The sequence below is a fragment of the Actinocorallia populi genome (assembly GCF_002995495.1).
GTDB lineage: Bacteria > Actinomycetota > Actinomycetes > Streptosporangiales > Streptosporangiaceae > Actinocorallia > Actinocorallia populi.
Genome location: NZ_PVZV01000005.1, coordinates 316727 through 341128 on the forward strand (window position 1 = coordinate 316727; position 24402 = coordinate 341128).

A 24402-nucleotide genomic window follows, 5' to 3' on the forward strand; every position below is an offset into this window, starting at 1 on the left:
GCGGTCAGCTTATGCGGAATCCGAGATTCGTGCCCAATGTGCAAAGTTTCGCGGAGTGCAGGTAACCTCAATTCGTTAATCGGACAGAACGGGAGGAAACGGGTGACGGATACCGAGTCCGAGCCGATGAGCCACCGGCAGATCATGAAGGTGCTGAGCGGTCTGCTCACCGTCATGGGCGTGGCGATGATGAGCAGCACGATCGTCTCGGTGGCGCTGCCGCAGATCATCGGCGCGCTCAAGGGCACCCAGTCGCAGTACACCTGGGTCGTCACCGCGATGCTGCTGACCTCCACGGTCTCCACCCCGCTGTGGGGCAGGCTGGCCGACCTCTTCAGCAAGAAGCTGCTGCTGCAGGTGGGCATCGTCATCTTCCTGCTCGCCTCGCTGGGCGCCGGGTTCGCCCAGAACACCGGCCAGCTGATCTTCTTCCGGGCGGTGCAGGGCCTGGGCATGGGCGCGGTCCAGGTGCTGATCCAGGTGGTCATCGCCGCGATGATCTCGCCGAAGGACCGCGGGAAGTACAACGGCTACCTCGGCGGCGTCATGGCCGTGGCCACCGTCGGCGGGCCGCTGATCGGCGGCTTCATCACCGACTCCGCGCTGGGCTGGCGCTGGTGCTTCTTCCTCCCGCTGCCCTTCATCGCGATCGCCTTCTTCCTGCTGCAGAAGACCCTGCACCTCCCGGTGGTCCGCCGCGACGACGTCAAGATCGACTACCTGGGCGCGACGCTCATCGCGGCCGGGGTGAGCGTGCTGCTGGTCTGGATCACCTTCGTGGGCGGCAGTTTCGCCTGGCTGTCCTGGCAGACCGCCGCCATGGTCGGCGCGAGCGCGGTGCTGCTCGTCCTGTCGGTGTGGGTGGAGACCCGTGCCGCGCAGCCCGTCGTGCCCGTGCACATCGTGCGGCAGCGCACCCCCGCGCTCGCGATCATCGGCAGTGCCGCGGTCGGCATGGCGATGTTCGGCGGCGCGGTGTTCCTGGGCCAGTACTTCCAGATCGGCCGCGGCTACTCGCCCACCGAGGCGGGCCTGCTCACCATCCCGATGATGCTCGGCGTGCTGGTCTCCTCGACGATCTCGGGGCGGATCATCTCCAACACCGGCAAGGTCAAGCCGCACATCATCATCGGCCTCGCGGTGCTCACCGCCGGTTTCCTCGCCATGTCGACCATCGACCACGAGACCTCGCTGATCTTCGTGGGCGCGGCGATGGTGGCGATCGGCACCGGCGTCGGCATGTCGATGCAGAACCTCGTCCTGATCGTCCAGAACGACGTGTCCATGCGGGACATGGGTGCGGCCAGCGGAGCGATGGCGTTCTTCCGCTCGCTGGGCGGCACCATCGGCGTCTCGGTGCTCGGCGCGATCCTCGCCACGAAGGTCGCGGAGTCCATCAAGAAGGGCTTCGCCGAGGCGGGCGTCCCGGTGACCGGCGACCAGGGCGGCAGCCTGGACATCGCCGCGATCCCCGAGCCGCTGCGGGAGATCGTCCGCGCGGCCTACGGCGACGGCACCGGCCACATCTTCCTGGTCTCCACCGGCATCGCCGTCGTCGGCCTGATCGCGGTGCTGTTCCTCAAGCCGAGGGACCTGCGCGACAGCCTCGACCTGCACGAGACCCCCGCCCCGGCGGCGGCGACCCCCGCCCCGGCGGCGCAGGCCCCCGTCCCGGCGGCGAGGCACGTCCCGGCGGCGGTGACGCCCGTCCCGGTGATGCAGACCCCCGCCCCGGCGCCGGCGGTGGAGACGCCTGCCGCGGCGGCGGAACCGATCGTGACCGCGGGGGCGGACACGGCCGGGACCGCCGCCGCCGCGGACGGCCTGAGCGACGCGGAGGCGGTCGCGAGGTCGTTGCGCGAGCCCGAGGTGTTCGCGGTGCTCCTGGACCGGTACTACGCCCGGGTCCACGAGTTCGCCTCGTCCTGGCTGGCCGAGGACGCCGCGGCCTCGGTCGCCGCCGACACGTTCCTCACCGCGTTCGACCGGCGGCACCGGTACGACCCGGAGGGGCCCGCCGGGGTCTGGCTGTTCGCCATCGCCGCCAAGAAGGTGCGGCGGCAGTGGCTCGAGGACGGCAAGCGGCGCGACGGCCGCGACGGGTCCCCCCGGCCGGTCGGCCTGGAGGAGGAGCACGAGGCGAGGCTGACCGCCAGGCTGGCGGAGCTGTCCCCGGGGGCGCGGGACGTCCTGCTGCTCGTGGCCTGCGCGGACGTCGGCTACGCGGAGGTGGCGGCGGCGCTCGATCTGCCCGTCGCCGCGGTGGAGTCACGGCTGAAGAACGCCCGTGACAGGTTCAGGGAAGCACTCGAGCAGGAGGGGATCGACCATGGCTGAGCCGTGGCCGGCGCGGAAAGAGGAGAACGGGCGGCCGCGCGCCCAGGCCGAGGCCAGGGCACGGCTCCTGGAGCACGCCGGGAAGGCCCGTGCGGGCCGGCGGCTCCGGCCGGGCCGGATCGCGGTCTGGGGGGCCGGCGTGGTGGCGGTGTGCGCGGCCGCGGCCCTCGTGCTCGTCCCGGCGGTCCGCGACGACGACGGCGGCGGCCCGGTCGCGAAGGCGCGGCGGACGGCGGACGGGGTCCTGCTGGCCGCGGCGGACGCCGCGGACCGGCAGCCGCCGGAGAACGGCAGGTACCTGCACACCAGCTCGCGCGAGACCGAGCTGGTGAGCGCCGGCACCGAGCGCTCGTCCTTCCTGGTCGTCGAGGACCGGGTGACGGACCACTGGCAGGCGGCCCGTCCCGCGCGGGACGGGAGCCTGGTGTGGACGAGGCGGCTGGGCACCCGGCCGCTGAGCGCCGAGGACGAGCAGGCGTGGAAGGCCGCGGGCTCGCCCGCCCGGGTGGCCGGGCTGTCCTGGACCGGCAGGCCGAAGGTCGAGCTGCGGCAGGCAGGTGCGTGGAAGAGGAGCAGGGTCGAGGTCGGCAAGTCGGCGAGCCGGGCGAAGGTCGGCACCCTGGGCTCGGCGAAGGTGACACTGGGCCGGTTGAACGCGCTGCCCGCCGATGCCGGGGAGCTGCGGGCGTCGCTGCTGGGGCGTTACCGGGGCGGCGAGGCGGGGACCGACCTGTGGCTGTTCGGCGCGGCCCGCGATCTCCTGGACGGGTCCCTCCCGGTCCGCCCGGAGGTGCGGGCGGCCGCCTACCGGATGATGGCGGGGCTGGGCGGCGTCGCGCTGCTGGGCCCAGCCCAGGACGGGCGGGGCCGCCCGGGGACGGCGATCGCGTTCGACGAACCCGGGAACGAACGCGGCCTCGTCCGCCACACCCTGATCGTCGACGAGGGGACGGGACGGCTGCTGGAGGCCAGGGAGATGATGCTGAACCCCTCCCGGGCCTATGCGAAGATCCCCGAGGGCACCGTCTACGACTCCGTGGTGTACGACCACGAGTGGACCGACGCGCGGCCGGCCGTCCCGAGGTCCTGAGCGGCGGTCAGCCGCCGAAGGCCGGGTCCAGCTCGTCGAGCGCCGCCATGGTGGTTTCGGTGAGGCCGCGGCTCTGGTCCTCCTCCAGCCAGACGGCGGAGGCGATCCGGAGGGCGGCCAGGAAGGACCCGGCCAGGACGCGGGCGCGCAGGCCGCCGTCGCCGTCGCGCTCGGCGATGTCCTGGACCAGCTCGCGCTCGAGCGCGCCGGTCCCGGCCAGCTGGCGGGCGAGCAGGACGGGGTGGCGGCGGGCCAGCCGGACGCGCAGCACCCACTCGCGGTCGGGCTCGCCGTACTCCTCGATCAGCTCCTCGGCCGCCCGGCGCAGGGCCTGCCAGCCCCCCTCGTCGGCGGGCCGGGCCCGGAACTTCTCCAGCAGCCGGCGGTGGCGGTCCTCCTCGCCGTACATGACGGCGTCGGCCTTGTCGGCGAAGTAGTTGAAGAACGTCCGCCGGGAGATGTTCGCCACATCCGCGATGGCCTCGACGGTGACGTTGTCGAACCCGTGCTCGGCGATCAGATGCAGGGCGGCCCGGTACACGGCCTGGCGAGTCTCGGCTTTCTTGCGCTCGCGCAGCCCCGGCGTGGTGGTCATACGGAGCATCCTAAGCGGTGAGCAAATTAATGCCCACCGTGCAAAGTTTCCCTGAGTGCAGTTAGGCTTGTCCTGTCTACGTGCATATCGGGAGGAACATTCAGTGGCGGACACCGCATCCCCGGGGATGAGTCACAAAGAGATCATGAAAGCCCTGAGCGGGCTCCTGATCGTCATGGCCGTGACGATGATGAGCAGCACGATCGTCTCGGTGGCGCTGCCGCAGATCATCGGCGCGCTCAAGGGCACCCAGTCGCAGTACACCTGGGTCGTCACCGCGATGCTGCTGACCTCCACGGTCTCCACCCCGCTGTGGGGCAGGCTGGCCGACCTGTTCGACAAGAAGCTGCTGCTGCAGGTGGGCATCGTCATCTTCCTGCTCGCCTCGCTGGGCGCCGGGTTCTCCCAGAACACCGAGCAGCTCATCGCCTGGCGCGCGGTGCAGGGCCTGGGTCTGGGCGCCGCCCAGGTGCTGATCCAGGTGGTCATCGCCGCGATGATCTCGCCGAAGGACCGCGGGAAGTACAACGGCTACCTGGGCGCGGTCATGGGCCTGTCCACGGTCGCCGGACCGCTGCTGGGCGGCCTCATCACCGAGGTGATGGACTGGCGCTGGTGCTTCTTCCTGCCCGTCCCGTTCGCGGTGCTGGCCTTCTTCATGCTGCACAGGACCCTGCACCTGGAGCACGTCCGCCGCGACGACGTCAAGATCGACTACCTGGGCGCGACCCTCATCGCCGCCGGGGTGAGCGTGCTGCTGGTCTGGATCACCTTCGTGGGCGGCAGTTTCGCCTGGCTGTCCTGGCAGACCGCCGCCATGGTCGGCGCGAGCGCGGTGCTGCTCGTCCTGTCGGTGTGGGTGGAGACCCGTGCCGCGCAGCCCGTCGTGCCCGTGCACATCGTCAAGCAGCGCACTCCGGCGCTGGCCATCATCGGCAGTGCCGCGGTCGGCATGGCGATGTTCGGCGGCGCGGTGTTCCTGGGCCAGTACTTCCAGATCGGCCGCGGCTACTCGCCGACGGTGGCGGGCCTGCTCACCATCCCGATGATGCTCGGCATGATGGTCTCCTCGACGATCTCCGGCCAGATCATCTCCCGGACCGGCAAGGTCAAGCCGCACGTCGTCATCGCGCTGATCTCCCTCACCCTGGGCTTCGCGCTCATGTCGACCATCGACCACGAGACCTCCCTGGTGTTCATCGGCGGGGCCATGGTGCTGGTCGGGGTCGGCGTCGGCATGTCGATGCAGAACCTCGTCCTGGTCGTCCAGAACGGCGTCTCGATGCGGGACATGGGCGCGGCCAGCGGCGCGCTGGCGTTCTTCCGCTCGCTGGGCGGCACCATCGGCGTCTCGGTGCTCGGCGCGATCCTCGCCTCGAAGGTCGCGGAGTCCATCAAGAAGGGCTTCACCGAGATCGGTGTACCGGTGACCGGCGACCAGGGCGGCACCCTGGACCTGGAGGCGATCCCCGAGCCGCTGCGGGAGATCGTGCGCGCGGCCTACGGCGACGGCACCGGCCACATCTTCCTGGTCTCCACCGGCATCGCCGTCGTGGGCCTGATCGCGGTGCTGTTCCTCAAGCCGAGGGACCTGCGCGACACCATCGACCTGCCGCCGGCGCCCGCGCCCGAGCGGAAGGAAGAGGAGAAGGAGTTCGCCGCCCGCTGAGGCCGGGGCCCGAACGGTCCCGGAACCAGATCGTGATCCAGATTCCGGGACAAGAGCTCTGAAACGTCGCACTGTGGGTATATCTCGTTCCACCGGGATATGGGCAGGTGAGACATGATGACCCCGAACCGGCAACGAAAAATCCTGGCGGACATGGCCGAGCGCCTGCGCGAGGAGGACCCCCAGCTCGTCGGACGCTTCACGATCTTCGCTCGGCTCGCCGAGGAGGACGGGCCCGTGCCGCCCGAACCCGCCTGACCGCCCCCACCCCGTCCCGCGGCCGGTTATGGCCGCTTCTCAGAAGTGGATCTTCTTGCGGTTCCTCCGTGACAGGTATGGAATCGCATGATTCGTTGATCTTCGGATGGGATGGGAATGACCGGGACGGCCGAGGGGGTGGGCGCGCCGGAGCGGCTGGGCAGGACGCTGAGCGCGCCGAAGATCGTGTTCATGGTGGTCGCCGCGGCGGCGCCGCTGGTGGCGATGGCGGGAACGGTCCCGCTGTCGATGGGGTCGGGCAACGGCGCGGGGGTGCCGGGCGCCTACGTCGTGGCGATGCTGACCCTGCTGTGCTTCTCCGTGGGCTACGCCGCGATGGCCCGCTCGATCACCGACGGCGGCGGCTTCTACGGGTACATCGCGCGCGGGCTCGGCCGTCCGGTCGCGGCGGCCGGGGCGGTGCTCGCGCTGACCGGGTACAACGGGCTGGTCGCGGCGCTGGCCGGCGGCATCGGCTACTTCCTGACCGACATGGGCGGTGCGCCCGGCCCCTGGTGGGCGTGGACGCTGGGTGCGCTCGTCATCATGGGGGCGCTCGGGTACCGCAACATCGACCTGTCGGCGAAGGTCCTCGGTGTGCTGATGGTGTGCGAGATCGGGGTGCTGGTCGTCTTCGACGTCGCGGTGCTGGTGAACAGGGGCATGGACGCCTTCCAGTTCACCTCCTTCGCGCCGGACACCGTCCTGTCGGGGGCGCCCGGCGTGGCGTTCATGTTCGCGTTCGGGTCGTTCGTGGGTTACGAGGCGGCCGCGCTGTACTCCGAGGAGACCAAGGACCCGGTGCGGACGGTGCCGCGCGCCACCTACGCGGCGGTCCTGGTGATCGGCCTCTTCTACGCCGTCACCAGCTGGCTGATGGTCGGGGCGATGGGCGCGGACCAGACGAAGGAGACGGCCCGCACCCAGGAGGGCGACCTGTTCTTCTTCCTCACCGAGCAGCAACTCGGTGAGGCCGCCAGCGCCTTGTTCGGGCTGCTCATCATCACCAGCCTCTTCGCCTCCCTGGTGGCCGGGCACCAGGCCGCCGGACGGTACGTGTTCGCGCTGGCCCGCGACGGCCTCGCTCCGGCGAAGCTCAGCGCGGTCCACGCCGAGCACGGCTCGCCGTACATGTCGAGTCTGGCGCAGAGCGTTTTCACCGCCGTGGTGGTGGTGCTCTTCGCGGTCGCCGGGCTCGACCCGTACAAGACGCTCGTGACGGTGATGAGCGGCCTGTCGACCCTGGGGATCGTGCTGCTGCAGGCGCTCACGTCCATCGCCTGCGTGGTCTACTTCCGCAAGAAGGGCTCCGGCGGGCTGCTGGGCACCCTGGTCGTCCCGCTGATCGGCTGCCTGGGGCTGCTGCTCGCGGCGGCCCTCATCCTGCTGAACTTCGAGACGCTCGCGCACACCGACTCCGCGTTGATCAACGCCCTGCCCTACGCCGTCCTGGCGTGCGCGGTGGCGGCGGCGCTCTACGCGTTGCGGCTGCGCAAGTCGGATGAGGCACGTTATGTTCGGATCGGTGCGATGACGAGGGGAACCGATGAGCTACCCGTTGGCTGAACTGCCCGCCCGCGTCGGCACGGAGCTCTTCTGCTCCGACTGGATACCGCTGCGCCTGGAGGACGAGCAGGCGTTCGCCTCCGCGACGTTCCTGCGCGAGGACTTCCTCGGCCGCGCCCCGTCCAACGGAGACCCCTACGGCGAGAACCTGCTGTCGGGCTTCCTGCTGCTGTCCCTGCTGGTGGCCGTGCACAAGCGCCACCTGGACGTCGACGCGGACACCGCGTACGCGCTGAACTACGGGCTGGAGAAGGTGCGGTTCCTCCGCCCGGTCATGGCGGGGGAGAAGGTGCGGGTACGCGCCGAGCTCCTGGACGTCAAGGAACGCGATCCCGGGCAGTACCGGGTGCTCACCCGCAACGTCATGGAGGTCGAGGGCGCCGGCACCCCGGCCATGGTCGCGGAGTGGCTCACCCTTTTCGTGGACCCGGAGACCGCGGACTCGGGGGAGGCCGCCGGTGAGTGAGCTGCCGGGAGACGGCATCGTCCCCCGTCTCGAGCGGATCGCCGACTACCTCACGTACTGGAGCGAGCGGCAGCCGGACGCGCTCTTCGACGAGTCCGAAGGCCGTCTTCGCACCTACCGGCAGGCCGAGGCGGACGTGGACACCTGCGCCTCCGCCCTGCACGCCGCCGGTGTGACCCGCGGGGACAAGGTCGCGGTCCTGAGCACGCCGCGGGCGGAGTTCCTCACCCTGTTCCTGGCGCTGTCCCGGATCGGCGCCGCGTACGTCGGCCTCAACCCCGCGCACACCAGGGACGAGCTGCTGCACATCGCGTCCGACAGCGGGCCGGTCCTGCTGTTCGGCCAGAAGGAGCACCGGGGCCGCGACTACACCTCGGACCTGGCGGCCCTGCACCGGGAGGTACCGAGCATCCGGGAGTCCCACCCGCTTCCGGCCGGTGACTTCCTGACGGGCGCCGGCGGCACCGTCCCGTCCCCGGGAGACCCCCGCGAGGACGCGCTCGTCGTCTACACGTCCGGCACCACCGGACGCCCCAAGGGCGTGGCCATCAGCCACCGGGCCTTCGCCGAGGGCTGCCGCCTGCAGGCGGCGCGGCTCTACCACCCCGGCTCGGTCACCCTGGCCAACCTGCCGGTCAGCCACGTCGGCGGCGTCATGGACGTGGTGTCGGTGCCGCTGGCGATGGGCGGCGCGATCCGCTTCATGGACGACTTCGACCCCGCCGCCATCCCCGGCGTCATCGAGGAATCGAAGATCACGCTGTGGGGCCAGATCCCGCTGATGTTCCAGTACGTCCTGATGACGCCGCAGTACGCCGACGCCGACCTGTCGTCGCTGAAGCACATCGGCTGGGGCGGCGCGCCGATGCCGCGCGAGACGCTGTCCGCGCTGCGCGCCACCGGCGCCCGGCTCACCTCCGTCTACGGGCTCACCGAGAGCTGCGTGGCCGTCGCCTACAACGACGAGACCGCCGACGACGAGAGCCTGACGACCACGGTGGGCCGTCCCGACACGAGGCTGGAGCTGCGCCTGGCCGGGGAGGACGGCGAGCCGGTGCCGCCCGGGACCCCCGGCGAGATCCAGGTGCGCAACGCCTGCCTGATGACCGGCTACCTCGGCCTGCCGGAGGAGACCGCCGCGGCGTTCACCGAGGACGGCTTCCTGCGCACCGGCGACCTGGCCGTGGCCCGTCCCGACGGTGCGCTCACCCTCATCGGACGGCTGAAGGAGATGTACAAGTCCGGCGGGTACAACGTCTACCCCCGGGAGATCGAGCTGGTGCTGGAACGGCACCCCTCGGTGTCGGCCGCCGCCGTCGTGAGCGTGCCGGACGAGGTCTACACCGAGGTGGGCGTCGCTTTCGTCGTGGGTACGGCCACCGCGGAGGAGCTGGACGCCCACTGCCGGGAGCACCTGGCGTCCTACAAGGTGCCCAAACGCATCGAGCTCCTGCCGGGCCTGCCGCTCCTGCCCGCCGGGAAGGCGGACAAGGCGGCGCTACGCGAAGCGGCACTGAAATGCTCCGCAGCGCCCTCTACATAACCTGCGCCGTCGCGATGACGGCCTGGTTCCTCTACAAGCTCCGGTACCTGCGCACCCGCTGGGAGAGCCCTCGGTTGTGGGCGCTGTGCGCGGCGATCCTCTCCACCGCGGTCACGCTGTGGCTGGCGGCGCCCTCGAACGTGTTGTGGGTCGACCGCAGCACGGGCATCCCCAACCTGGCCACCTTGCTGGTCGCCGCCTGCCAGACGGTGTCGGGCGGGGTCTACCTGACCCTGGCCCTGCTGTGGCGCCACCCGTTCCGGGAGGCGTGGTCGCTGGTGCGATGGATCGTCCTGGCCTGCCCGCTGTGCGTCCTGGCGCTCTCGGCATTGTTCTTCGCCTCGTCCACCCCGGTGGAGCGCACCGAGGACTTCAACACCTACTACGCCGGCCAGCCGACGGTGGCGGTGTTCTCCCTGCTGTGGTTGTCGTGGGTGCTGACGGGCCACGCAGTGCTGGCCTACTGGTGCTTCCGCTGGACCCGGGAGCCGGACTACGCGGCCTTCCCGTGGTTGCGGCGCGGCCTGTGGGTGTACGGCGCGTACGGGGTGGACGTCGCGCTGTTCCCGCTGGTCGGCATCCTCGCGATCCTCGCGCGCCGCACGGGCCTCGCCGACCTGGACGCCCTCTACAAGGCCACCGGCCCGGTGGCCGCGCTGGGCGGCGTGCTGCTGCTGACAGCGGCGCTGACCCTGCCGACCTTCGGCCCGAAGCTGGAGCCCGCCGCGGCCTGGGTCGCCCGGTGGCGGCTGTACCGGCGGCTGCGGCCGCTGCACCGGGAACTGGCGAAGGTCGCGCCGGAACTCGTCTACACCTCCCCGGGACGGAGGTTCGACCCCTACCACCGGACCCGGCGCATGGTGCTGGAGCTGAGCGACTGGCGCTGGAGCCTGGCGCCGCTGTTCGACCCGGAGGTGGCGCGGCTGGCCGAGCGGCGCGGGCGCGGGGCGGGCTACGCGGGGGAGAGGCTGGCGGCGGTGGTCGAGGCGGCGCAGCTGAGGAACGCGCTGGAGACGTGGTCGCGCGGGGAGCGCGGCGTCGCGGCGGACCGGTCGGGGGAGGAGGTGCGGGACGGCGCGCTGGGCACCGAGCTCGCCTGGTGGGTCCGGGTCGCCGAGGCGTTCTCCCGGTGCCCGGTGGTGGCGGCCGTGGTCGTCACGGTCCGCGCCTAAGGCCTGTTTCAAAGGAGGAGAAACAGTCCGGTGCCCGGTGGTGTCTGTCCGGTGTGGTCCTTTTCGGGTCCCGGTCCGGGGTCGGCTCCGCTGGCGTTCCGGATGCGGCCGGGCAGAGGCCCCACCTTTGCGGGCGCGGCTGCCGTCCAGCACCTCGCCCCGCTGGGCGGGGTGGGGGCGGGTGACGGTTGACCCGGTCAGGGCTCCTTGCAGCCCTGACCCGAACACGCCCAACGCGTGCCGGGAAGTCACATAGTCGACCGACGCCGTAAGCGCATCGGCCGGATCGGTCCAGATGACGAACGCGCCCAGCGCTGCCGAGACCAGGTCCCGATCGGCTTCCAGTCCGCAGGCGGGGCAGTCGTGGACGCGCTGGGCGAGGGTCTTGGACACGCGTTGTCCGCACAGGCAGTGCTGGGACAGCGCCGTGGTGAACGTCGACGCCCGCCCCAACCCCCCACCCACGGCTGCACATTCGGCAGCCAACGCGGCGGTGAGCATGCCGGACGCGAAGGCCGCGCATGCCCGCCCCCATCGCCGGAACCAGGCGGGCAGGTGACAGGCCTCCACCGTCAGACGCGCACCGTGGACCTCGACGAGCCGGGCCGCCACCACCCGAGCGCGTGCCCGTTTGGCTTCGATACGCCCGGCCTGCTCTGCCCGAATGCGGGTGCGCAGGGCACGGTAGCCGCCGGTCAGCCGGTCTGTGCGGTGGGAGCTGAGGGGACGGCCCGCGGCGTCGGCCTGGCGCGGGCCTTTGGGCAGGTCGACGTGCCGGTCTGGCAGCCCGGTGGCCTGTCTGCGCCGCTGGCGTTCGAGCTGGCGGCGTGACAGTTCGTAGCGGGCTTTGTTGGCGGCGCGGCGGGAGCGCTCCAGGGCGCTTTTGCGTCGGCGGTCGGTGCGCCGCTCCCGCTCCACGGCGGCCTGCTCGACCTCGGTGAGGCGGATCTGGTCGGCCAGCACCGGCCCGTCGGCCGGGTCCAGGGTGGCGGGCAGGGAGAGGATCGACAGGTTGGAGACGTTCACGTCCACCCCGCCGACCCGCTCCAGAGCGGCGGCGCGTCGTCTGCGCTCTGCGGTGGCCGGGGAGGTGTAGTCGCCGTCCAGGACCATCAGATGCGCCTCATAGACCCACCCACCGGGAGCCGAAGGGTGAGGCCGCCGCACCAGGTCGATCTTGTGCCACAGCTCGGGTCGATCCAGGAAGTGGCGCAGCCACCGCCATCGGCCCGCGCCCGCAGGCAGGCGCACCGGCAGTACCAGTTCGCCGCGTCTGCTGTCGGGGCCGCCGTTGAACACCACCGTCAGGGGGCCGTCGTGGTCCCACCATGCTCCGCGCCTCGCCCCATCCGCACCGGCGGGATCAGGGAGCGGCAGGCGGCGGGGCTGGGCGAGTACCGGCGTTCCCGGCTCCAGGGCTGCGGCTTGCGCCGGGCTGGTCACGTGAGCGGGTAGGGCCGGGTGGCGGTAAGTGTTCAGATGGCCCTGCAGGCTGCCGTGCAGCCGGAACGTCTCCCACTTGCGCGGCGCGGTGTGGGATCGCGCCCGCCCAGGAATCCGCGTGTACTCCCACCACGAACCCGGCCGGGGACGGCACGCCCTGCGTCCCGAGGCATCGGGGAGCAGGTGGCGCTCCACCCCCGTCCACACCTCGTCGGCCTGATGCATCACCAGCGCCTTCGAGACGTGGTGCCGCAACCAGCCCGAAGCGTCCAGATGCGCATAAGCGGCCCGCTCCAGCCCCGGACGCGACAGGCCCAGCTGCTTGCGCCACTCCACCGGATCCCGCTCGCGCCGGTGCACGCCCCTCCAGAACGCCGCCACCCGCGCCCGCGCGTCCCGCTGCAACGCCCGCTTGATGCAGAACATCGCCCCGAACAACGACTCCAGCCGGGCCGCAGCCTGCTCATCGACCACCAGCGGCAGGCAGATCACCACCACCGGACCGTCATACCGCCACGCCGCCGCCTTGTTCGCCCCACGTGTCCGGCGCACACCACCACGACCGGCGGACGCACCCGAGGGGGCCGCGTCCGGGGTGGTGGTCGTCTTCATGACCCCGCATCCTGCCATGTGCAACCGACAGAACGCAGAGAGTCACCAAAGCTTTCTCCGCCACCCGGCAAAGCCACAACGGAACCCGGTTGGGCGAAAACCGCATCCGCCCCACACCAGACTTTGAGACAGGCCCTAGTAGTGCTTTGTTAGGTCTAGGGCGGTCTTCGGTGGCAGGTCGGGCAGCAGCCGGTCCAGGAACGGCCCTCGAAATGGTCCAGTCCCAGGGCGGTCTTCAACTCGCGGTAGTCGTGTTCGATCCGCCACCGGATCTTGGCCAGGCGGACCAGGTTGGCCGGTGGGGTGTCGGCGGGCAGGTTGGCCAGCCAGTACTTGACCGGTTCCGGCTCGTCGTGGGGCCATTGGGCGATCAGGTGGGCGAGTGGCAGGGTCCGGTCTGCGCCCAGGCGGGGTCGCCGTCCGGCGATGCGGACCGCCATGATGACGAACTGGGGGGGTCAGGATGCCTTTGGAGCCGTGCCGCCAGGCCAGGGTCGCCGCGGTGGTGCGGCCTGCGGTCAGGACGTGTTCGCGCAGGCTGACCGGTTTGGTGCGGTAGCGGGGCAGGGACCACCGGCCCGGTCCGCTGCGTTCATGAGCGATCAGCTGCGGGCGTGCGTCGGCGGGATGGGCGGTGACCTGGCCTTTGACCTGCACCACATAGCCCAGGCCGCGTTCTGCCAAAGCGGCCCGCAGGTGCGCGTTGTCGCCGTAGCCGGCATCGGCGACGACCACCGGGGGCGCAGTCCCCAGCCGGTGAGCTCGTCGAGCATCTCGACGGCCATCCGCCACTTGGGCCGATACCGCTCGGTTTCGGGGATGCCGCAGCGCCGCCGCTTGAGAGCGATCTGCTCGTCGTCTTCAGCGTGGTCCCAGGCGGGCGGGAGGAACAACCGCCAGTTCAGCGGGCAGGAGGAGGTGTCGGGAGGGCGTGCACGCTGACGCCGATCTGGCAGTTGCCGACCTTGCCCAGCGTCCCGGAGTACTGGCGGGCCACCCCCGGCGAGAAGTGGCCGTCCTTGACGAACCGGGTGTCATCGATCGCCCACGCCACCGGGTCCACCACCTCCACCGCGCGCACCGCCAAGCGTTGCCGGACCGCGGAGAAGTCCCAGGTCGAGGAGGTCACGAACTGCTGCAGCCCCTGGTGGTCCACCCCCAGCCGCCCGGCCATCGGCTGCATCGACTTGCGGCGCCCGTCCAGCAGCAGGCCCCGCAGATACGTCATGCCCTTGGCCCGCTGATCACGACGTGCCAACGGCGCGAACACCTCCGCCGCGAACGCCTCCAACCGTCGGCGCACATGAGCGAGTTCCTCGGGAATCATGCCTACACCCGAACACGCCAAAGCAGTCCAGACCAGGCACAACAGGCCGACCTAACAAAGCACTACTAGTCTCCGCGCACCCGCCAGCCGACGCCGGCGTAGCAGGTCAGTCCGGGCACGGTCGGGTCCGGGCGCGTGTCCAGCGTCTCGGGCGCGTGGGCGAGGCCGTCGAACAGCTCGGCGATCTGGGCGTCGGTGCGGATGGCGATCCCGGTGCCGGTGCGGGCGTAGATCTTCTCGACCGCGGCGACCATGCCCTGGTCGGCGCGGTCGCGGGACAGGTGGCTCAGCACCACCGCGCCGCCCGCCGCCATGACGTTGCGGAACGCGCGCACCGTCTGGGCGGGGTCGGGCAGGTAGGGGAGCACGTCGCCGAGCAGGACCCCCACGGGGCGGGCGAAGTCGACGGCCTCCATCGAGCTCAGCCGGGCGACGAGGACCTCGGGGGAGCGCAGGTCGCCCTGCACGGCCCACACCCCGGGACGGCCGGAGAGCAGCGCCCGGTTGTGCACGGTGACGACCGGGTCGTCGTCGACGTAGACGACCCGGCACGGGCCCGCGGCGTGCCCGGCCGCCACCTCGTGGGTGCAGGGCGAGGCGGGGAGCCCGGCGCCGAGGTCCAGGAACTGGTCGATGCCGTGCTCGGCGGCGAGCGACGCCACCGCGCGCATGAGGAAGCCGCGTCCGGATGCGGCCAGCGCCCGCAGTTCGGGGGCGGCGCGCAGCAGTTCGGTGACCGCCAGGCGGTCGCACGCGAAGTTGTCCTTGCCGTCCAGCAGGTGGTCGCTCATGCGCGCGACGTTGGGGACGCTGAGGTCGAGCGTCGCGGGGGCGCCGAAGGAATGGCTGGCCAGAGCGCTCCCCGTCATGGGCGCACCTCCCCGTTCTCATACTGGAGAAGGGCCATCATGAACCTCCCTGGACGGCAGTAGAACTGCAGCCTAATCTTCGGTGACCTTGGTCGGCAAGGACCCGTCCGGCGCCCCGGGCGGGCTCAGTGCAGGTGCGCCAGTTCCTCCGCGATGCGCCGCAGCCGGGGGGAGGCATGCGGGAGCACGCCGGGGAGCGGTTCGCGGTGCTCGGTCAGCCGGGCCAGCAGAAGGTCGGCGAGCTCCTCGGCCTCCTGCTCCTGCACCCCCGTGTGGTTGCTGCGGGCCGCGACGATGCGCGCCATCCGGCCCGGCAGGTGGGGCAGGAACTGCCGCCGCACGCCCTCCAGGGAGGCGGGCTCGTGGCCGAGCAGGACGTGCGAGAGCTCGTGCAGCAGGATGCCCATGCGGTGGTACCAGGACCGCGAGCTGGCGCAGTAGACGACGTAGGAGCCGTCGGCCAGCCGCACGGTCGCGCCGCTGAAGGGCGCGCCGCCCAGCGAGGCGAACTTCACCGACACCTGCGCCTGCACCAGCTCGCCGAGCAGCGCTCCGATGCGGCGGCACGTGTCCTGGTAGGTGGCCGAGGGCGTGAGCCGTTCGGCGGCCCACGCGCACAGCGCCTTCTGGTCGGTCATCGGCTCATGCCTCCGTTCCCGAACACCCATGTGGCCTCACCCGTCTCCACCGCCTCGGTGATCGCGTGCACGGCCCGCCTGCGCAGCTCCGGCGTCCAGTCCGGGGCCTGCCGCGCCATCCGGGCGGCGAACTCCACCACCCCGGCGTCGCGGAGCTCGATGAACCGGGCGAGCTCGGCGTCGACCGTCTCGGCCAGCCGGTCGTCGAGGAAGTAGGCGGCCTGCGGCCCGTGCTCGTCGCCGAGGCCGAAGAAGCCGGCCAGCGCCAGGATGTGCCGCAGCCGCGGGTTGGGCAGCGTGCCGGGGTCCGGGTTGAGCAGCTCCCGGATGTAGCTGGAGGAGATCGACCCGTGCCGGCCCCCGGAGGTGATGGCGGCGGCGGCCTCCTCCGGGGTGTAGGGGCCGCGGTGCGGCGGGTGGATCGCGGCGAACAGGTGGCGCAGCTTGCGGCTGAAGGAGCGGCGGGGGAGCTCGGGCCCGAGGCGCTCGCGCCTGCCGCCGACGAACACCGCGGGGCAGACGCCCAGGGCCGCCGCCAGGTCCTCGACCGTCTGGAGGGTGGGGTTGTCGCGGTGCCCCTTGCGCAGGTGGGAGATGTACCCGTCGGTGATCTCGCCCCCGCTCCCGGCGACGAGCCGGGTCAGCTCGGTGTTGGTGAACGGCTCGCGTCCGTCGGGCCGCGCGCACAGGCGGTCGAGGATCGTCGCGAAATTCTCAGTCATGCCCTGCCCTCCAGGGGCCTCACTGTAGTGGAGAGGCCGGACCGGCGATCACCGAACGGGGCGGGCGGCAGGTTCCGGACATATGACTCCTCTCTCCATCAAGCGATTGACCAAATACAGGTATTTGTCCTACTTTCCAGGGGTGACCAGTGCGAGCGCGGAATCCCCGGTGGAACGGATCCTGGACGCGGCGACCCTGCTCTTCGCCGAACAGGGCTTCGCCGGAACCCCGACCCGGCTCATCGCCGAGGCCGCGGGGCTCAACATCGCCACCGTCAACTACCACGTGGGCGGCAAGCGCGACCTGTACCTGGCGGTCATGGAGCGCGCCGCCGAACGCGAGCGCCTGGCGCTGGGCGAGGCCATGGAGGCCTTCACCGCCGACGCCGAGGGCGTGCACCGGCTGGCCGACCGCTACCTCGACTTCTGCGTGGCCCACCCGGAGATCGCCGCTCTGTGGCTGCGGCGCTGGTTGTCGGAGGCGGAGGACATCGCCTCCCTGGAGGCCGAACGGGTGCGCCCGCTGATCGGCCGGATCGTGGAGCTGGCCGGACAGGTCGCGGGACCCGAGGTGGACGCCGAGTACGCGGTCTGGTCGGTGGTCTGGTGCGTGCACGGCTTCATCCGCGGCGGCGTCCTGGACGAGCGGGGCCGGCGCCGGCGCGGCGGCGACGGGGCGGCGCTCCGGCGGTTCCGCCTCACCCTGCACCGCCTCGTGGACGGGCTGCTGGAGTTGTGAAGGGGAGAATCGGCCGCGGACGGCTCCTGGGATACGCGCTCGGCTCGGTCGGCACCGGCGTCTTCTCCACCACGCCGGGCCTGCTGCTCCTCTACTACCTCACCGACGTGATGGGCGTGCCCGCCGCGGTCGCGGGCGTCGCGCTCGTCCTGCCCAAGGCGTGGGACGTCCTGCTCAACCCCTACATCGGCACCCTCAGCGACCAGGAGGCCGTGCGCACCGGGCGCCGCACCCGGCTGCTGCTCCTGGGCGCGATCACCCTGCCCGTGCTGTTCGCGCTGATGTTCGCCGCGCCCGCGCACGGCACCGTCGCCGCGGTCTGGGTGATGGCCGCCTTCCTGCTGGCGGCCAGCGCCTTCGCCGCCTTCCAGGTGCCCTACGTGGCGCTGCCCGCCGAGATCTCCGACCTGCCCGAGGAGCGCTCGCGGGCCATGGCCTGGCGGATCGTCGCGCTGACCGTCGGCATCCTGGTGGCCGGAGGCCTGGCCCCCGAACTGGTCGGGCTGGCCGGAGACGGGCGCGGCGGCTACGCGGTGATGGGCGCGGTGATCGGCCTGCTCATGGGCGCGGCGATGCTGGCCGCGGCCCTGTCCACCCGCTGGATCGTCTCCCGGCCCGGCCCGAAGCCGCTGGGATTCGTCGCCGCGCTGCGCGTGGCGCGCGGCAACCGGCCGTTCTTCGCACTGCTCGGCGCGTTCGTCATGCAGTCGCTGGCCATCGCGGTGATGCTCGCCGGCGCCGCCTACGTCGCGGAGTACCGGCTGGGCGACGACGGGCTCACCTCGGTGCTGTTCGTCTGCCTCGTCGCGCCCAGCGCCCTGGCGGTCCCGGTGTGGAGCCGGCTGTCCCGGCGGTACGGCGCGGTGCCGTGCTACCTGCTGGCCGCCCTGCTCTTCGCCGCCGGGTCGCTCGCGCTCCACCCCGCGCTCACCGCCGGGGCCGCGGTCACCGCGTTCGCGCTGACCGGGCTGCTCGGCGTCTGCTACGCGGCGCTGCAACTGCTGCCGCTGTCCCTGCTCCCCGAGACCGTCCACGCCGACGCGGGACGGACCGGACACGCCCAGGCCGGGGCGTTCACCGGAACCTGGACGGCCGCCGAGACGGGCGCGATGGCGCTGGGCTCCGGCGTGTACTCGGCCGTCCTGGCGTTCACCGGTTTCCGCTCCGCCGAGGCCGGAACGGAGGTCGTCCAGGCCGAGGGCGCCCTGACCGGGCTCACCGCCGGGTTCGCCCTCGTCCCCGCCCTCCTGATGCTGGCCAGCGTCCCGCTGGTGCTCGCCTACCGGGCCCGCGCGCTGGCCCACCGAACCGAAGGAACCCCCGATGCTGCCTGAGAACGGACGCCCCGCCGAAGACCTGCTGGCCGAACTGGCCGCGCTGAAGGAGGCGGACCTGCCCGTCCACGGCGGCAAGGTGACGGCCTACGTCTACGACACCGGCCGCGCCGAGGTCCGCGACGCCGCCGCCCGCGCCTACATGCAGATGCTGGAGGTCAACTGCCTCGACCCCACGGCCTTCCCCAGCATCGTCGAGCTGGAGAAGCAGGTCGTCGGCGCGGTCGCGTCGAAGCTGGGCGGCGGCCCCGCGACACCGGGCGTCTTCACCAGCGGCGGCACCGAGTCGATCATGCTGGCGGTGAAGTCCGCGCGGGACGCCCGTCCCGTCGCCCGCCCGCGCCTGGTCGTCCCGGTGACGGCGCACCCCGCCTTCCACAAGGCCGCGCACTACCTGGGCCTCGACCTGGTCACCGTCCCGGTGGACACCACGACGTTCCGGGCCGACCCGGCCGCTATGGAGGCAGCCATCGACGAGGACGCCGCGAACACCGTCCTGGTCGCGGTGTCCGCGCCGTCCTACCCCCACGGCGTGATCGACCCCGTTCCCGAGGTGGCCGCCCTCGCCGCCGCCAGCGGCATCCCCTGCCACGTCGACGCCTGCGTGGGCGGATGGCTGCTGCCGTGGCTGCGCGACGCGGGGGAGGAGATCCCCCCGTTCGACCTCTCCGTACCGGGCGTCACGTCGATCTCCTGCGACCTGCACAAGTACGGCTACGCCCCCAAGGGCGCCTCCACCGTCCTGTACGCCGACGAGTCGCTGCGCCGCCACGCCTACTTCGCGTCCGCGGCCTGGCCCGGCTACACCGTCATCAACTCCACGGTCCAGAGCAGCAAGGGCGCCGGCCCGCTCGGCGGCGCCTGGGCGACGATGCAGGCGCTCGGCGAGTCCGGCTACCGCAGGCTGGCCGCCGACTCCGTCGCCGCCGCCCGCAAGATCATCTCGGGTGTGGCGGGCATCCCCGGCCTGCGCGTCCTGGGCGCTCCCGCGGCCTCCCTCGTCGCCATCGCCTCCGACGACCCGGCCCTCGACGTCTTCGTCCTGTCGGACAGGGCACGCGACCACGGCTGGCTCATCCAGCCGCAGCTCTCCTTCCCCGGCATCCCCGCCAACGTCCACCTGACCCTCACCGGCGTGAGCCTCGACGGCGTGGACGCCCTGCTCGAAGTGCTCGCCGAGGCCGCCGCCGAGGCCCGCGAGTGCGGCCCGCCCGCACTGCCCGACGGGCTGGTCGAGGCGCTCAAGGAACTGGACCTCGACACCGTCGACGACGCGGGCTTCGCCGCCCTGCTGGCCTCCGTCGGCGCCGACCCGGCGGGCGGCCCCGGCGGCATGGCCGTCGTCAACTCCGTCCTGGACGCCCTCCCCCCGCAGACCCGCGAGGGGCTTCTCATCCGCTTCCTGTCCTCCCTCTACCGGACCTTCGACTGACGGCCCACGAACGGACGTGGAAGTCCGTATGCGCTGGTGGGGGGCTGAAAACCCGTCTCCGGGGAAGGGCCTGAAGAGGGTCTGCCGGGGGAGGGCGCAGGGATGGGCCGGGCTGTCGAGGACGGGGAGAAGCGGGCCGGAGGGCTCGCGGCGGCGGGACGGGCGGTCGACGACCGCCTGGGCGCGGCCGGCTTCCTGAAGCGCAACATCGGGAAGGCGTTCCCCGACCACTGGACGTTCCTGCTGGGGGAACTGGCCCTGTACTCGTTCCTCGTCCTGGTGGCGACGGGGATGTTCCTGATGCTGTTCTTCAAGCCGAGCATGGGAGAGGTCGTCTACGACGGCTCCTACGCGCCGCTGCGCGGAGTGAGGATGAGCGAGGCCTTCGCCTCGACCGTGCGCCTGTCGCTCGACGTGCGGGGCGGGCTGCTGCTCCGGCAGATCCACCACTGGGCGGCCCTGGTCTTCCTCGCGTCGATCTGCGTCCACCTCCTGCGGGTCTTCTTCACGGGCGCGTTCCGCAGGCCGCGCGAGGTGAACTGGCTGATCGGCGTCACCATGTTCGTGCTGGCGATCGCGGAGGGTTTCGCCGGGTACTCGCTGCCGGACGACCTGCTGTCGGGCACGGGGCTGCGCATCATGCAGGGGATCGTGTTGTCGATCCCGGTGGCGGGCACCTACCTGAGCTTCTTCGTGTTCGGCGGTGAGTTCCCCGGCGAGGACTTCATCCCCCGGCTCTTCACCGTCCACATCCTGCTGCTCCCCGGGCTGCTGCTGGCGCTGGTCACCTTCCACCTGTCGATCGTGTGGCACCAGAAGCACACGCAGTGGCCCGGTCCGGGCGGCAGCGAGAGGAAGGTCTCCGGAGACCCGACCTATCCGGTGTTCCTCGCCAAGACGGTGGCGCTGCTGCTCTTCACGGTCGCCGTCCTCGCAGGGCTGGGGGCCTTCGCCCAGATCAACCCGGTCTGGCTCTACGGGCCGTACGAGCCGAGCCAGGTCTCGTCGTACGCGCAGCCCGACTGGTACGTCGGCTTCCTGGAGGGCGCCCTGCGGATCATGCCTCCGTGGAGCACGACGGCGGCGGGGCACACGATCGCGTGGAACGTCCTCGTCCCGGCCGTGCTCCTGCCGGGCGCGTTCTTCACCCTCCTCGCGCTGTACCCGTTCTTCGAACGGTGGGCGGTCGGCGACTGGCGGGTGCACAACCTGCTGGACCGCCCCCGGAACGCCGCGACGCGCACCGCCATCGGGGCGGCGGTGATCGCGTGGTACGGCAACCTGTGGGCGGCGGGCGGCGACGACGTGCTCTCCACCTACTTCCACATACCGGTCGAATGGCTCGTGTGGTTCTTCCGGGCGGGTTTCTTCCTCCTCCCCCTCCTGGCGTTCACGGTGACGCGGAGGTTGTGCCTGAGCCTGCAGCGGCGCGACCTGCGGACGTTCGAGGAGGGCTACGAGACGTGCGTCCTGACGGGTACTCCCGAAGGGGAGTACGTCGCGCTGCACGCGAAGGCGGACGAGGAGCAGATGGCCGCCCTGGAGCCGCGGCACCCGAAGGAGCTGGAGGCGAGCGCCCCCGGCCTGTTCCCGCTGCCGACCCCGGACCGGTTCAAGGCGCGGGTCAGGTCCAGGGCGAACCGGTTCTACGTCGACTACCAGAACGAGGTGATCGGAGGAGGGCAGGGCCGCGGCTCGGGCGGCGGGATCCCCGAATGAGCTCAACCCGACCCGGGCGGCCGCCGGCCCGGGAGCTCCCGCAGCCCGAAGTGCAGGTCGAAGGCCGGACGGCTGGTGCGGATCGGCGGGATCACCCGGAAGTTGTGGCGGGGCGGCGGGCATGAGGTCGCCCACTCCAGGGAGCCGCCCGCGCCCCACGGGTCGTCGGTCCCCACCCTGGTCCCGTGCCGGTGGGTGCGCCAGACGTTCCACAGGAACGCGAAGGTCGAGGCGCCCAGGACGAACGAGCCGAGCGACGAGACGGCGTTCAGGGCGGTGAACTCCCCGGCGTAGTCGGCATAACGCCGGGGCATCCCCTGCACGCCGAGCAGGTGGTGCACCAGGAAGGTCGTCTGGAAGCCGAAGAACAGCGTCCAGAAATGGATCTTCCCCCAGCGCTCGTCGAGCCGCTTGCCCGTCATCTTCGGCCACCAGAAGTAGAAGCCGCCGAACATCGCGAAGACGACCGTCCCGAACAGCACGTAGTGCAGGTGGCCGACGACGAAGTAGCTGTCGGTGGCGTGGAAGTCCAGGGGCGGCGAGGCGACGATGACGCCGGTGAGCCCGCCGAACAGGAAGGTGACGAGGAATCCGATGGCGAACAGCATCGGAGTCTCGAAGGTGAGGTGGCCCCGCCACATCGTGCCGATCCAGTTGAAGAACTTCAGGCCGGTCGGGACGGCGATGAGGAACGACATGAAGGAGAAGAACGGCAGCAGCACGGCCCCGGTGGCGAACATGTGGTGCGCCCACACGGTCATCGACAGGCCGGTGATCGCGATGGTCGCGCCGACCATGCCCTTGTAGCCGAACAGCGGTTTGCGGCTGAACACCGGGAGGATCTCGGTGACGATGCCGAAGAAGGGCAGCGCCACGATGTAGACCTCCGGATGGCCGAAGAACCAGAACAGGTGCTGCCACAGGAGCGCGCCCCCGCTCGCCGCGTCGTAGACGTGCGCGCCGAGCCTGCGGTCGGCGAACAGGACGAGCAGCGCCGCCGTCAGGACCGGGAAGGACAACAACACCATCAGACTGGTGAACAGGACGTTCCACGTGAAGATCGGCACCCGGAACATCACCATGCCGGGCGCGCGCATCCACACGACGGTGGTGACGAGGTTGACCGACGTGAGGATCGTCCCGGCCCCCGACAGGACCAGACCCATGATCCACAGGTCGCCGCCCACCCCGGGGGAGTGGGCCCCGTCGGACAGCGGCGTGTAACCCGTCCAGCCGAAGGCCGCGGCGCCGCCGGGCGTGAGGAACCCGGCCAGCACCAGGAGCCCGCCGAACAGGAACAGGTAGTAGCTGAGGGTGTTGAGCCGGGGGAACGCCACGTCGGGCGCCCCGATCTGCAGCGGCACCAGGAAGTTGGCGAACCCGGCGAACATCGGTGTCGCGAACAGCAGCAGCATCACTGTCCCGTGCACGGTGAAGAGCTGGTTGTAGCGGTCGGGGGAGACCACCTGCATGCCCGGCTCGAGCAGCTCCGCCCGCATCACCATCGCCATCAGCCCGGCGGCCAGGAACATCACGAACGCCGTGCCGAGATAGAGGTGGCCCACCACCTTGTGGTCGGTGGTCGTCAGGACGTCGCCCAGCCGCGTGCCCTTGCGGTGCCCCTCCAGCGCGCGGCGCAGGCTCGGCGCCCACGGTCCGGTCGCGGTCATCTTCCCTCGTCTCGTCGCCCACGTCGATCAGCTGTCCTACCCGCCGCCGCGACGCGACGAAATGAAGCGATGGCCAAGAATCGGCTCCCGTCCCGGCCTTCGCCCCCGAAAGCGCGCCCCCGCCCGGCGGGGGCGCGGCCCGTGCCGTCCGGGGGGTCCCCTCCGGTCGTTCAGGCGGCCTTGGCGGAGGGGTCCGCCGGGGTGTCGGCGAGGCGGGCCGCGAGGCGTGCGGGGTCGGGCCAGCGGACGTCGCGGGCCCAGCCGAGGCGCTCCAGGGCGCGGATGAGGACGGCGCTGGGGTCGTGGTGGCCCTTGAGGACCCCGTGGCGGGCGCAGGTGGGCTCGGCGTGGTGCCAGTTGTGCCAGCCCTCGCCGAAGGTGAGCAGGGCGACCCAGCGCAGGTCGGTGGACCGGTCGCGGGTGGTGAAGGGGCGGTCGCCGAAGCTGTGCGCGAGGGAGTTCACCGACCAGGTCACATGGTGGACCACCGCGTAGCGGACCAGGCCGCCCCAGAAGAGCGCCGACCAGAAGCCCGCCCACGACTGGGACAGCACGCCGCCCAGCGCCGCGGGCAGCAGGAACGAGGCGGCCGCGACGAGCGGGTAGGCGGCGTCCAGCCGCCGGATGCCGGGGTCGGCCAGCAGGTCGGGCGCCCAGTGCGCGCGGCTGGAACGGCGGCGCGCGGTGTAGAACCAGCCGGCCTGGGCGTGCAGCAGGCCCCGGAGCAGGCCGAGGCCGCTCTCGCCGTACGCCCAGGGCGAGTGCGGGTCGCCGGGCCCGTCGGAGTACTTGTGGTGGCGCCGGTGCTCGGCGACCCACAGCGTCACCGGCCCCTGGAGCGCGAGGCCGCCCGCGACGGCCAGGGCGGCGCGGACCGGCCGCGCGCACTTGAACGACCGGTGGGTGAGCAGGCGGTGGTAGCCGACGCTGATCCCGAAGATGCTCACCGTGTACATGACCAGGAAGATCATCAGATCGCGCGGGCCGACGCCCCGTCCCCAGGCGGCGCACACCGCCGCGCCGAGCGCCAGCAGGGGCAGCACGACGAGCACCAGCAGGTACGCGTGCCGGCGTGCATGCGAGACGGGGAGCGTCCCCCGCACGTCCGGCTCGGGCGTGTCGGACATCGAGGCCTCCCGGGAGCGCGGTCGTGACCCCATTCGACCCGGGAGGCATGACGGTCGGTAGTGGCGGGAGGTGC

Annotated in this window: 19 protein-coding genes and 1 pseudogene; 13 read left to right on the plus strand and 7 right to left on the minus strand. The window is 71.6% G+C overall.

Annotation, left to right across the window (positions count from 1 at the left end; translation table 11 throughout):
• Positions 1-144 precede the first annotated feature (144 nt).
• Positions 145-2337 (plus strand): MFS transporter, encoded by a 2193-nt coding sequence (locus tag C2865_RS21575; RefSeq protein WP_232835777.1) that lies wholly within the window; start codon positions 145-147, stop codon positions 2335-2337.
• On the plus strand, positions 2330-3427 hold the full coding sequence (locus tag C2865_RS21580; protein ID WP_106400350.1) for a CU044_5270 family protein: 1098 nt from the start codon (positions 2330-2332) through the stop codon (positions 3425-3427). The genes C2865_RS21575 and C2865_RS21580 overlap by 8 nt, the downstream gene beginning before the upstream one ends.
• 7 nt (positions 3428-3434) lie before the next feature.
• On the opposite strand, the gene C2865_RS21585 is transcribed toward C2865_RS21580, so the two are convergent.
• Positions 3435-4022 carry a TetR/AcrR family transcriptional regulator gene (locus C2865_RS21585; RefSeq protein ID WP_106400351.1) on the minus strand — a complete coding sequence of 196 codons (588 nt, stop codon included), beginning with the start codon at positions 4020-4022 and terminating at the stop codon, positions 3435-3437.
• Positions 4023-4167: 145 nt separating this feature from the next.
• Between C2865_RS21585 and C2865_RS21590 the strand changes: the two genes are divergently transcribed.
• The 7 genes from C2865_RS21590 (at position 4168) to C2865_RS21615 (ending at position 11527) form a co-directional block, all read left to right on the plus strand.
• The gene (locus tag C2865_RS21590; RefSeq protein WP_198653490.1) at positions 4168-5691 is read left to right on the plus strand and encodes an MDR family MFS transporter; all 1524 of its coding nucleotides are present in this window, start codon (positions 4168-4170) and stop codon (positions 5689-5691) included.
• A 114-nt stretch (positions 5692-5805) separates the two neighbouring features.
• Positions 5806-5949, plus strand: coding sequence for a hypothetical protein (locus tag C2865_RS39515; RefSeq protein ID WP_157963850.1), 144 nt, complete (start codon positions 5806-5808; stop codon positions 5947-5949).
• 111 nt (positions 5950-6060) lie between these two features.
• Positions 6061-7515 carry an APC family permease gene (locus tag C2865_RS21595; RefSeq protein ID WP_106400353.1) on the plus strand — a complete coding sequence of 485 codons (1455 nt, stop codon included), beginning with the start codon at positions 6061-6063 and terminating at the stop codon, positions 7513-7515.
• Positions 7496-7981 (plus strand): hotdog family protein, encoded by a 486-nt coding sequence (locus C2865_RS21600; protein ID WP_106400354.1) that lies wholly within the window; start codon positions 7496-7498, stop codon positions 7979-7981. Before C2865_RS21595 ends, C2865_RS21600 begins: the two co-directional genes overlap by 20 nt.
• Entirely contained in the window at positions 7974-9524 is a 1551-nt protein-coding gene (locus C2865_RS21605; protein WP_106400355.1) for a class I adenylate-forming enzyme family protein, read from the plus strand. Before C2865_RS21600 ends, C2865_RS21605 begins: the two co-directional genes overlap by 8 nt.
• Positions 9500-10696, plus strand: coding sequence for an MAB_1171c family putative transporter (locus C2865_RS21610; RefSeq protein ID WP_106400356.1), 1197 nt, complete (start codon positions 9500-9502; stop codon positions 10694-10696). Before C2865_RS21605 ends, C2865_RS21610 begins: the two co-directional genes overlap by 25 nt.
• A 585-nt stretch (positions 10697-11281) precedes the next feature.
• On the plus strand, positions 11282-11527 hold the full coding sequence (locus C2865_RS21615; RefSeq protein ID WP_157963852.1) for a hypothetical protein: 246 nt from the start codon (positions 11282-11284) through the stop codon (positions 11525-11527).
• 1412 nt (positions 11528-12939) lie between these two features.
• Here the strand turns inward: C2865_RS21615 and C2865_RS41980 are convergent.
• The 4 genes and pseudogenes from C2865_RS41980 to C2865_RS21655 form a co-directional block, all read right to left on the minus strand.
• A pseudogene (locus C2865_RS41980) lies at positions 12940-14078 on the minus strand (IS701 family transposase); the annotation flags it as partial.
• 65 nt (positions 14079-14143) lie between these two features.
• Positions 14144-14947: an SAM-dependent methyltransferase gene (locus C2865_RS21645; protein WP_106400363.1), complete on the minus strand. Its 804-nt coding sequence runs from the start codon at positions 14945-14947 to the stop codon at positions 14144-14146.
• A gap of 125 nt (positions 14948-15072) precedes the next feature.
• Positions 15073-15585 (minus strand): hypothetical protein, encoded by a 513-nt coding sequence (locus tag C2865_RS21650; RefSeq protein WP_106400364.1) that lies wholly within the window; start codon positions 15583-15585, stop codon positions 15073-15075.
• On the minus strand, positions 15582-16307 hold the full coding sequence (locus C2865_RS21655) for a hypothetical protein (protein ID WP_106400365.1): 726 nt from the start codon (positions 16305-16307) through the stop codon (positions 15582-15584). Before C2865_RS21655 ends, C2865_RS21650 begins: the two co-directional genes overlap by 4 nt.
• 142 nt (positions 16308-16449) lie before the next feature.
• Here C2865_RS21655 and C2865_RS41495 point away from each other — a divergent pair, with 142 nt between their 5' ends.
• The 4 genes from C2865_RS41495 (at position 16450) to qcrB (ending at position 21531) form a co-directional block, all read left to right on the plus strand.
• Positions 16450-17046: a TetR/AcrR family transcriptional regulator gene (locus C2865_RS41495; RefSeq protein ID WP_269802736.1), complete on the plus strand. Its 597-nt coding sequence runs from the start codon at positions 16450-16452 to the stop codon at positions 17044-17046.
• Positions 17043-18380, plus strand: coding sequence for an MFS transporter (locus C2865_RS21665; RefSeq protein WP_106400367.1), 1338 nt, complete (start codon positions 17043-17045; stop codon positions 18378-18380). Before C2865_RS41495 ends, C2865_RS21665 begins: the two co-directional genes overlap by 4 nt.
• Entirely contained in the window at positions 18370-19812 is a 1443-nt protein-coding gene (locus tag C2865_RS21670; protein WP_106400368.1) for a pyridoxal phosphate-dependent decarboxylase family protein, read from the plus strand. Before C2865_RS21665 ends, C2865_RS21670 begins: the two co-directional genes overlap by 11 nt.
• Positions 19813-19914: 102 nt before the next feature.
• Positions 19915-21531 (plus strand): cytochrome bc1 complex cytochrome b subunit, encoded by a 1617-nt coding sequence (gene qcrB / locus C2865_RS21675; protein ID WP_106400369.1) that lies wholly within the window; start codon positions 19915-19917, stop codon positions 21529-21531.
• Between the two features lie 2 nt (positions 21532-21533).
• On the opposite strand, the gene ctaD is transcribed toward qcrB, so the two are convergent.
• Together ctaD and C2865_RS21685 are read right to left on the minus strand one after the other, a co-directional pair.
• A complete protein-coding gene (gene ctaD, locus C2865_RS21680; RefSeq protein WP_106400370.1) occupies positions 21534-23201 on the minus strand; it encodes an aa3-type cytochrome oxidase subunit I in 1668 nt (555 codons plus the stop codon).
• Between the two features lie 170 nt (positions 23202-23371).
• A complete protein-coding gene (locus tag C2865_RS21685) occupies positions 23372-24328 on the minus strand; it encodes an acyl-CoA desaturase (RefSeq protein WP_106400371.1) in 957 nt (318 codons plus the stop codon).
• Between the last annotated feature and the right edge of the window lie 74 nt (positions 24329-24402).

Bases quoted from the DNA above. Each gene is read 5' to 3' on its own strand.
- C2865_RS21575 (WP_232835777.1), top strand. From the start codon at position 145: ATGAAGGTGCTGAGCGGTCTGCTCACCGTCATGGGCGTGGCGATGATG.
- C2865_RS21580 (WP_106400350.1), top strand. From the start codon at position 2,330: ATGGCTGAGCCGTGGCCGGCGCGGAAAGAGGAGAACGGGCGGCCGCGC.
- C2865_RS21585 (WP_106400351.1), bottom strand. From the start codon at position 4,022: ATGACCACCACGCCGGGGCTGCGCGAGCGCAAGAAAGCCGAGACTCGC.
- C2865_RS21590 (WP_198653490.1), top strand. From the start codon at position 4,168: ATGAAAGCCCTGAGCGGGCTCCTGATCGTCATGGCCGTGACGATGATG.
- C2865_RS39515 (WP_157963850.1), top strand. From the start codon at position 5,806: ATGATGACCCCGAACCGGCAACGAAAAATCCTGGCGGACATGGCCGAG.
- C2865_RS21595 (WP_106400353.1), top strand. From the start codon at position 6,061: ATGGGAATGACCGGGACGGCCGAGGGGGTGGGCGCGCCGGAGCGGCTG.
- C2865_RS21600 (WP_106400354.1), top strand. From the start codon at position 7,496: ATGAGCTACCCGTTGGCTGAACTGCCCGCCCGCGTCGGCACGGAGCTC.
- C2865_RS21610 (WP_106400356.1), top strand. From the start codon at position 9,500: ATGCTCCGCAGCGCCCTCTACATAACCTGCGCCGTCGCGATGACGGCC.
- C2865_RS21645 (WP_106400363.1), bottom strand. From the start codon at position 14,947: ATGACGGGGAGCGCTCTGGCCAGCCATTCCTTCGGCGCCCCCGCGACG.
- C2865_RS21650 (WP_106400364.1), bottom strand. From the start codon at position 15,585: ATGACCGACCAGAAGGCGCTGTGCGCGTGGGCCGCCGAACGGCTCACG.
- C2865_RS21655 (WP_106400365.1), bottom strand. From the start codon at position 16,307: ATGACTGAGAATTTCGCGACGATCCTCGACCGCCTGTGCGCGCGGCCC.
- C2865_RS21670 (WP_106400368.1), top strand. From the start codon at position 18,370: ATGCTGCCTGAGAACGGACGCCCCGCCGAAGACCTGCTGGCCGAACTG.
- qcrB (WP_106400369.1), top strand. From the start codon at position 19,915: ATGGGCCGGGCTGTCGAGGACGGGGAGAAGCGGGCCGGAGGGCTCGCG.
- ctaD (WP_106400370.1), bottom strand. From the start codon at position 23,201: ATGACCGCGACCGGACCGTGGGCGCCGAGCCTGCGCCGCGCGCTGGAG.
- C2865_RS21685 (WP_106400371.1), bottom strand. From the start codon at position 24,328: ATGTCCGACACGCCCGAGCCGGACGTGCGGGGGACGCTCCCCGTCTCG.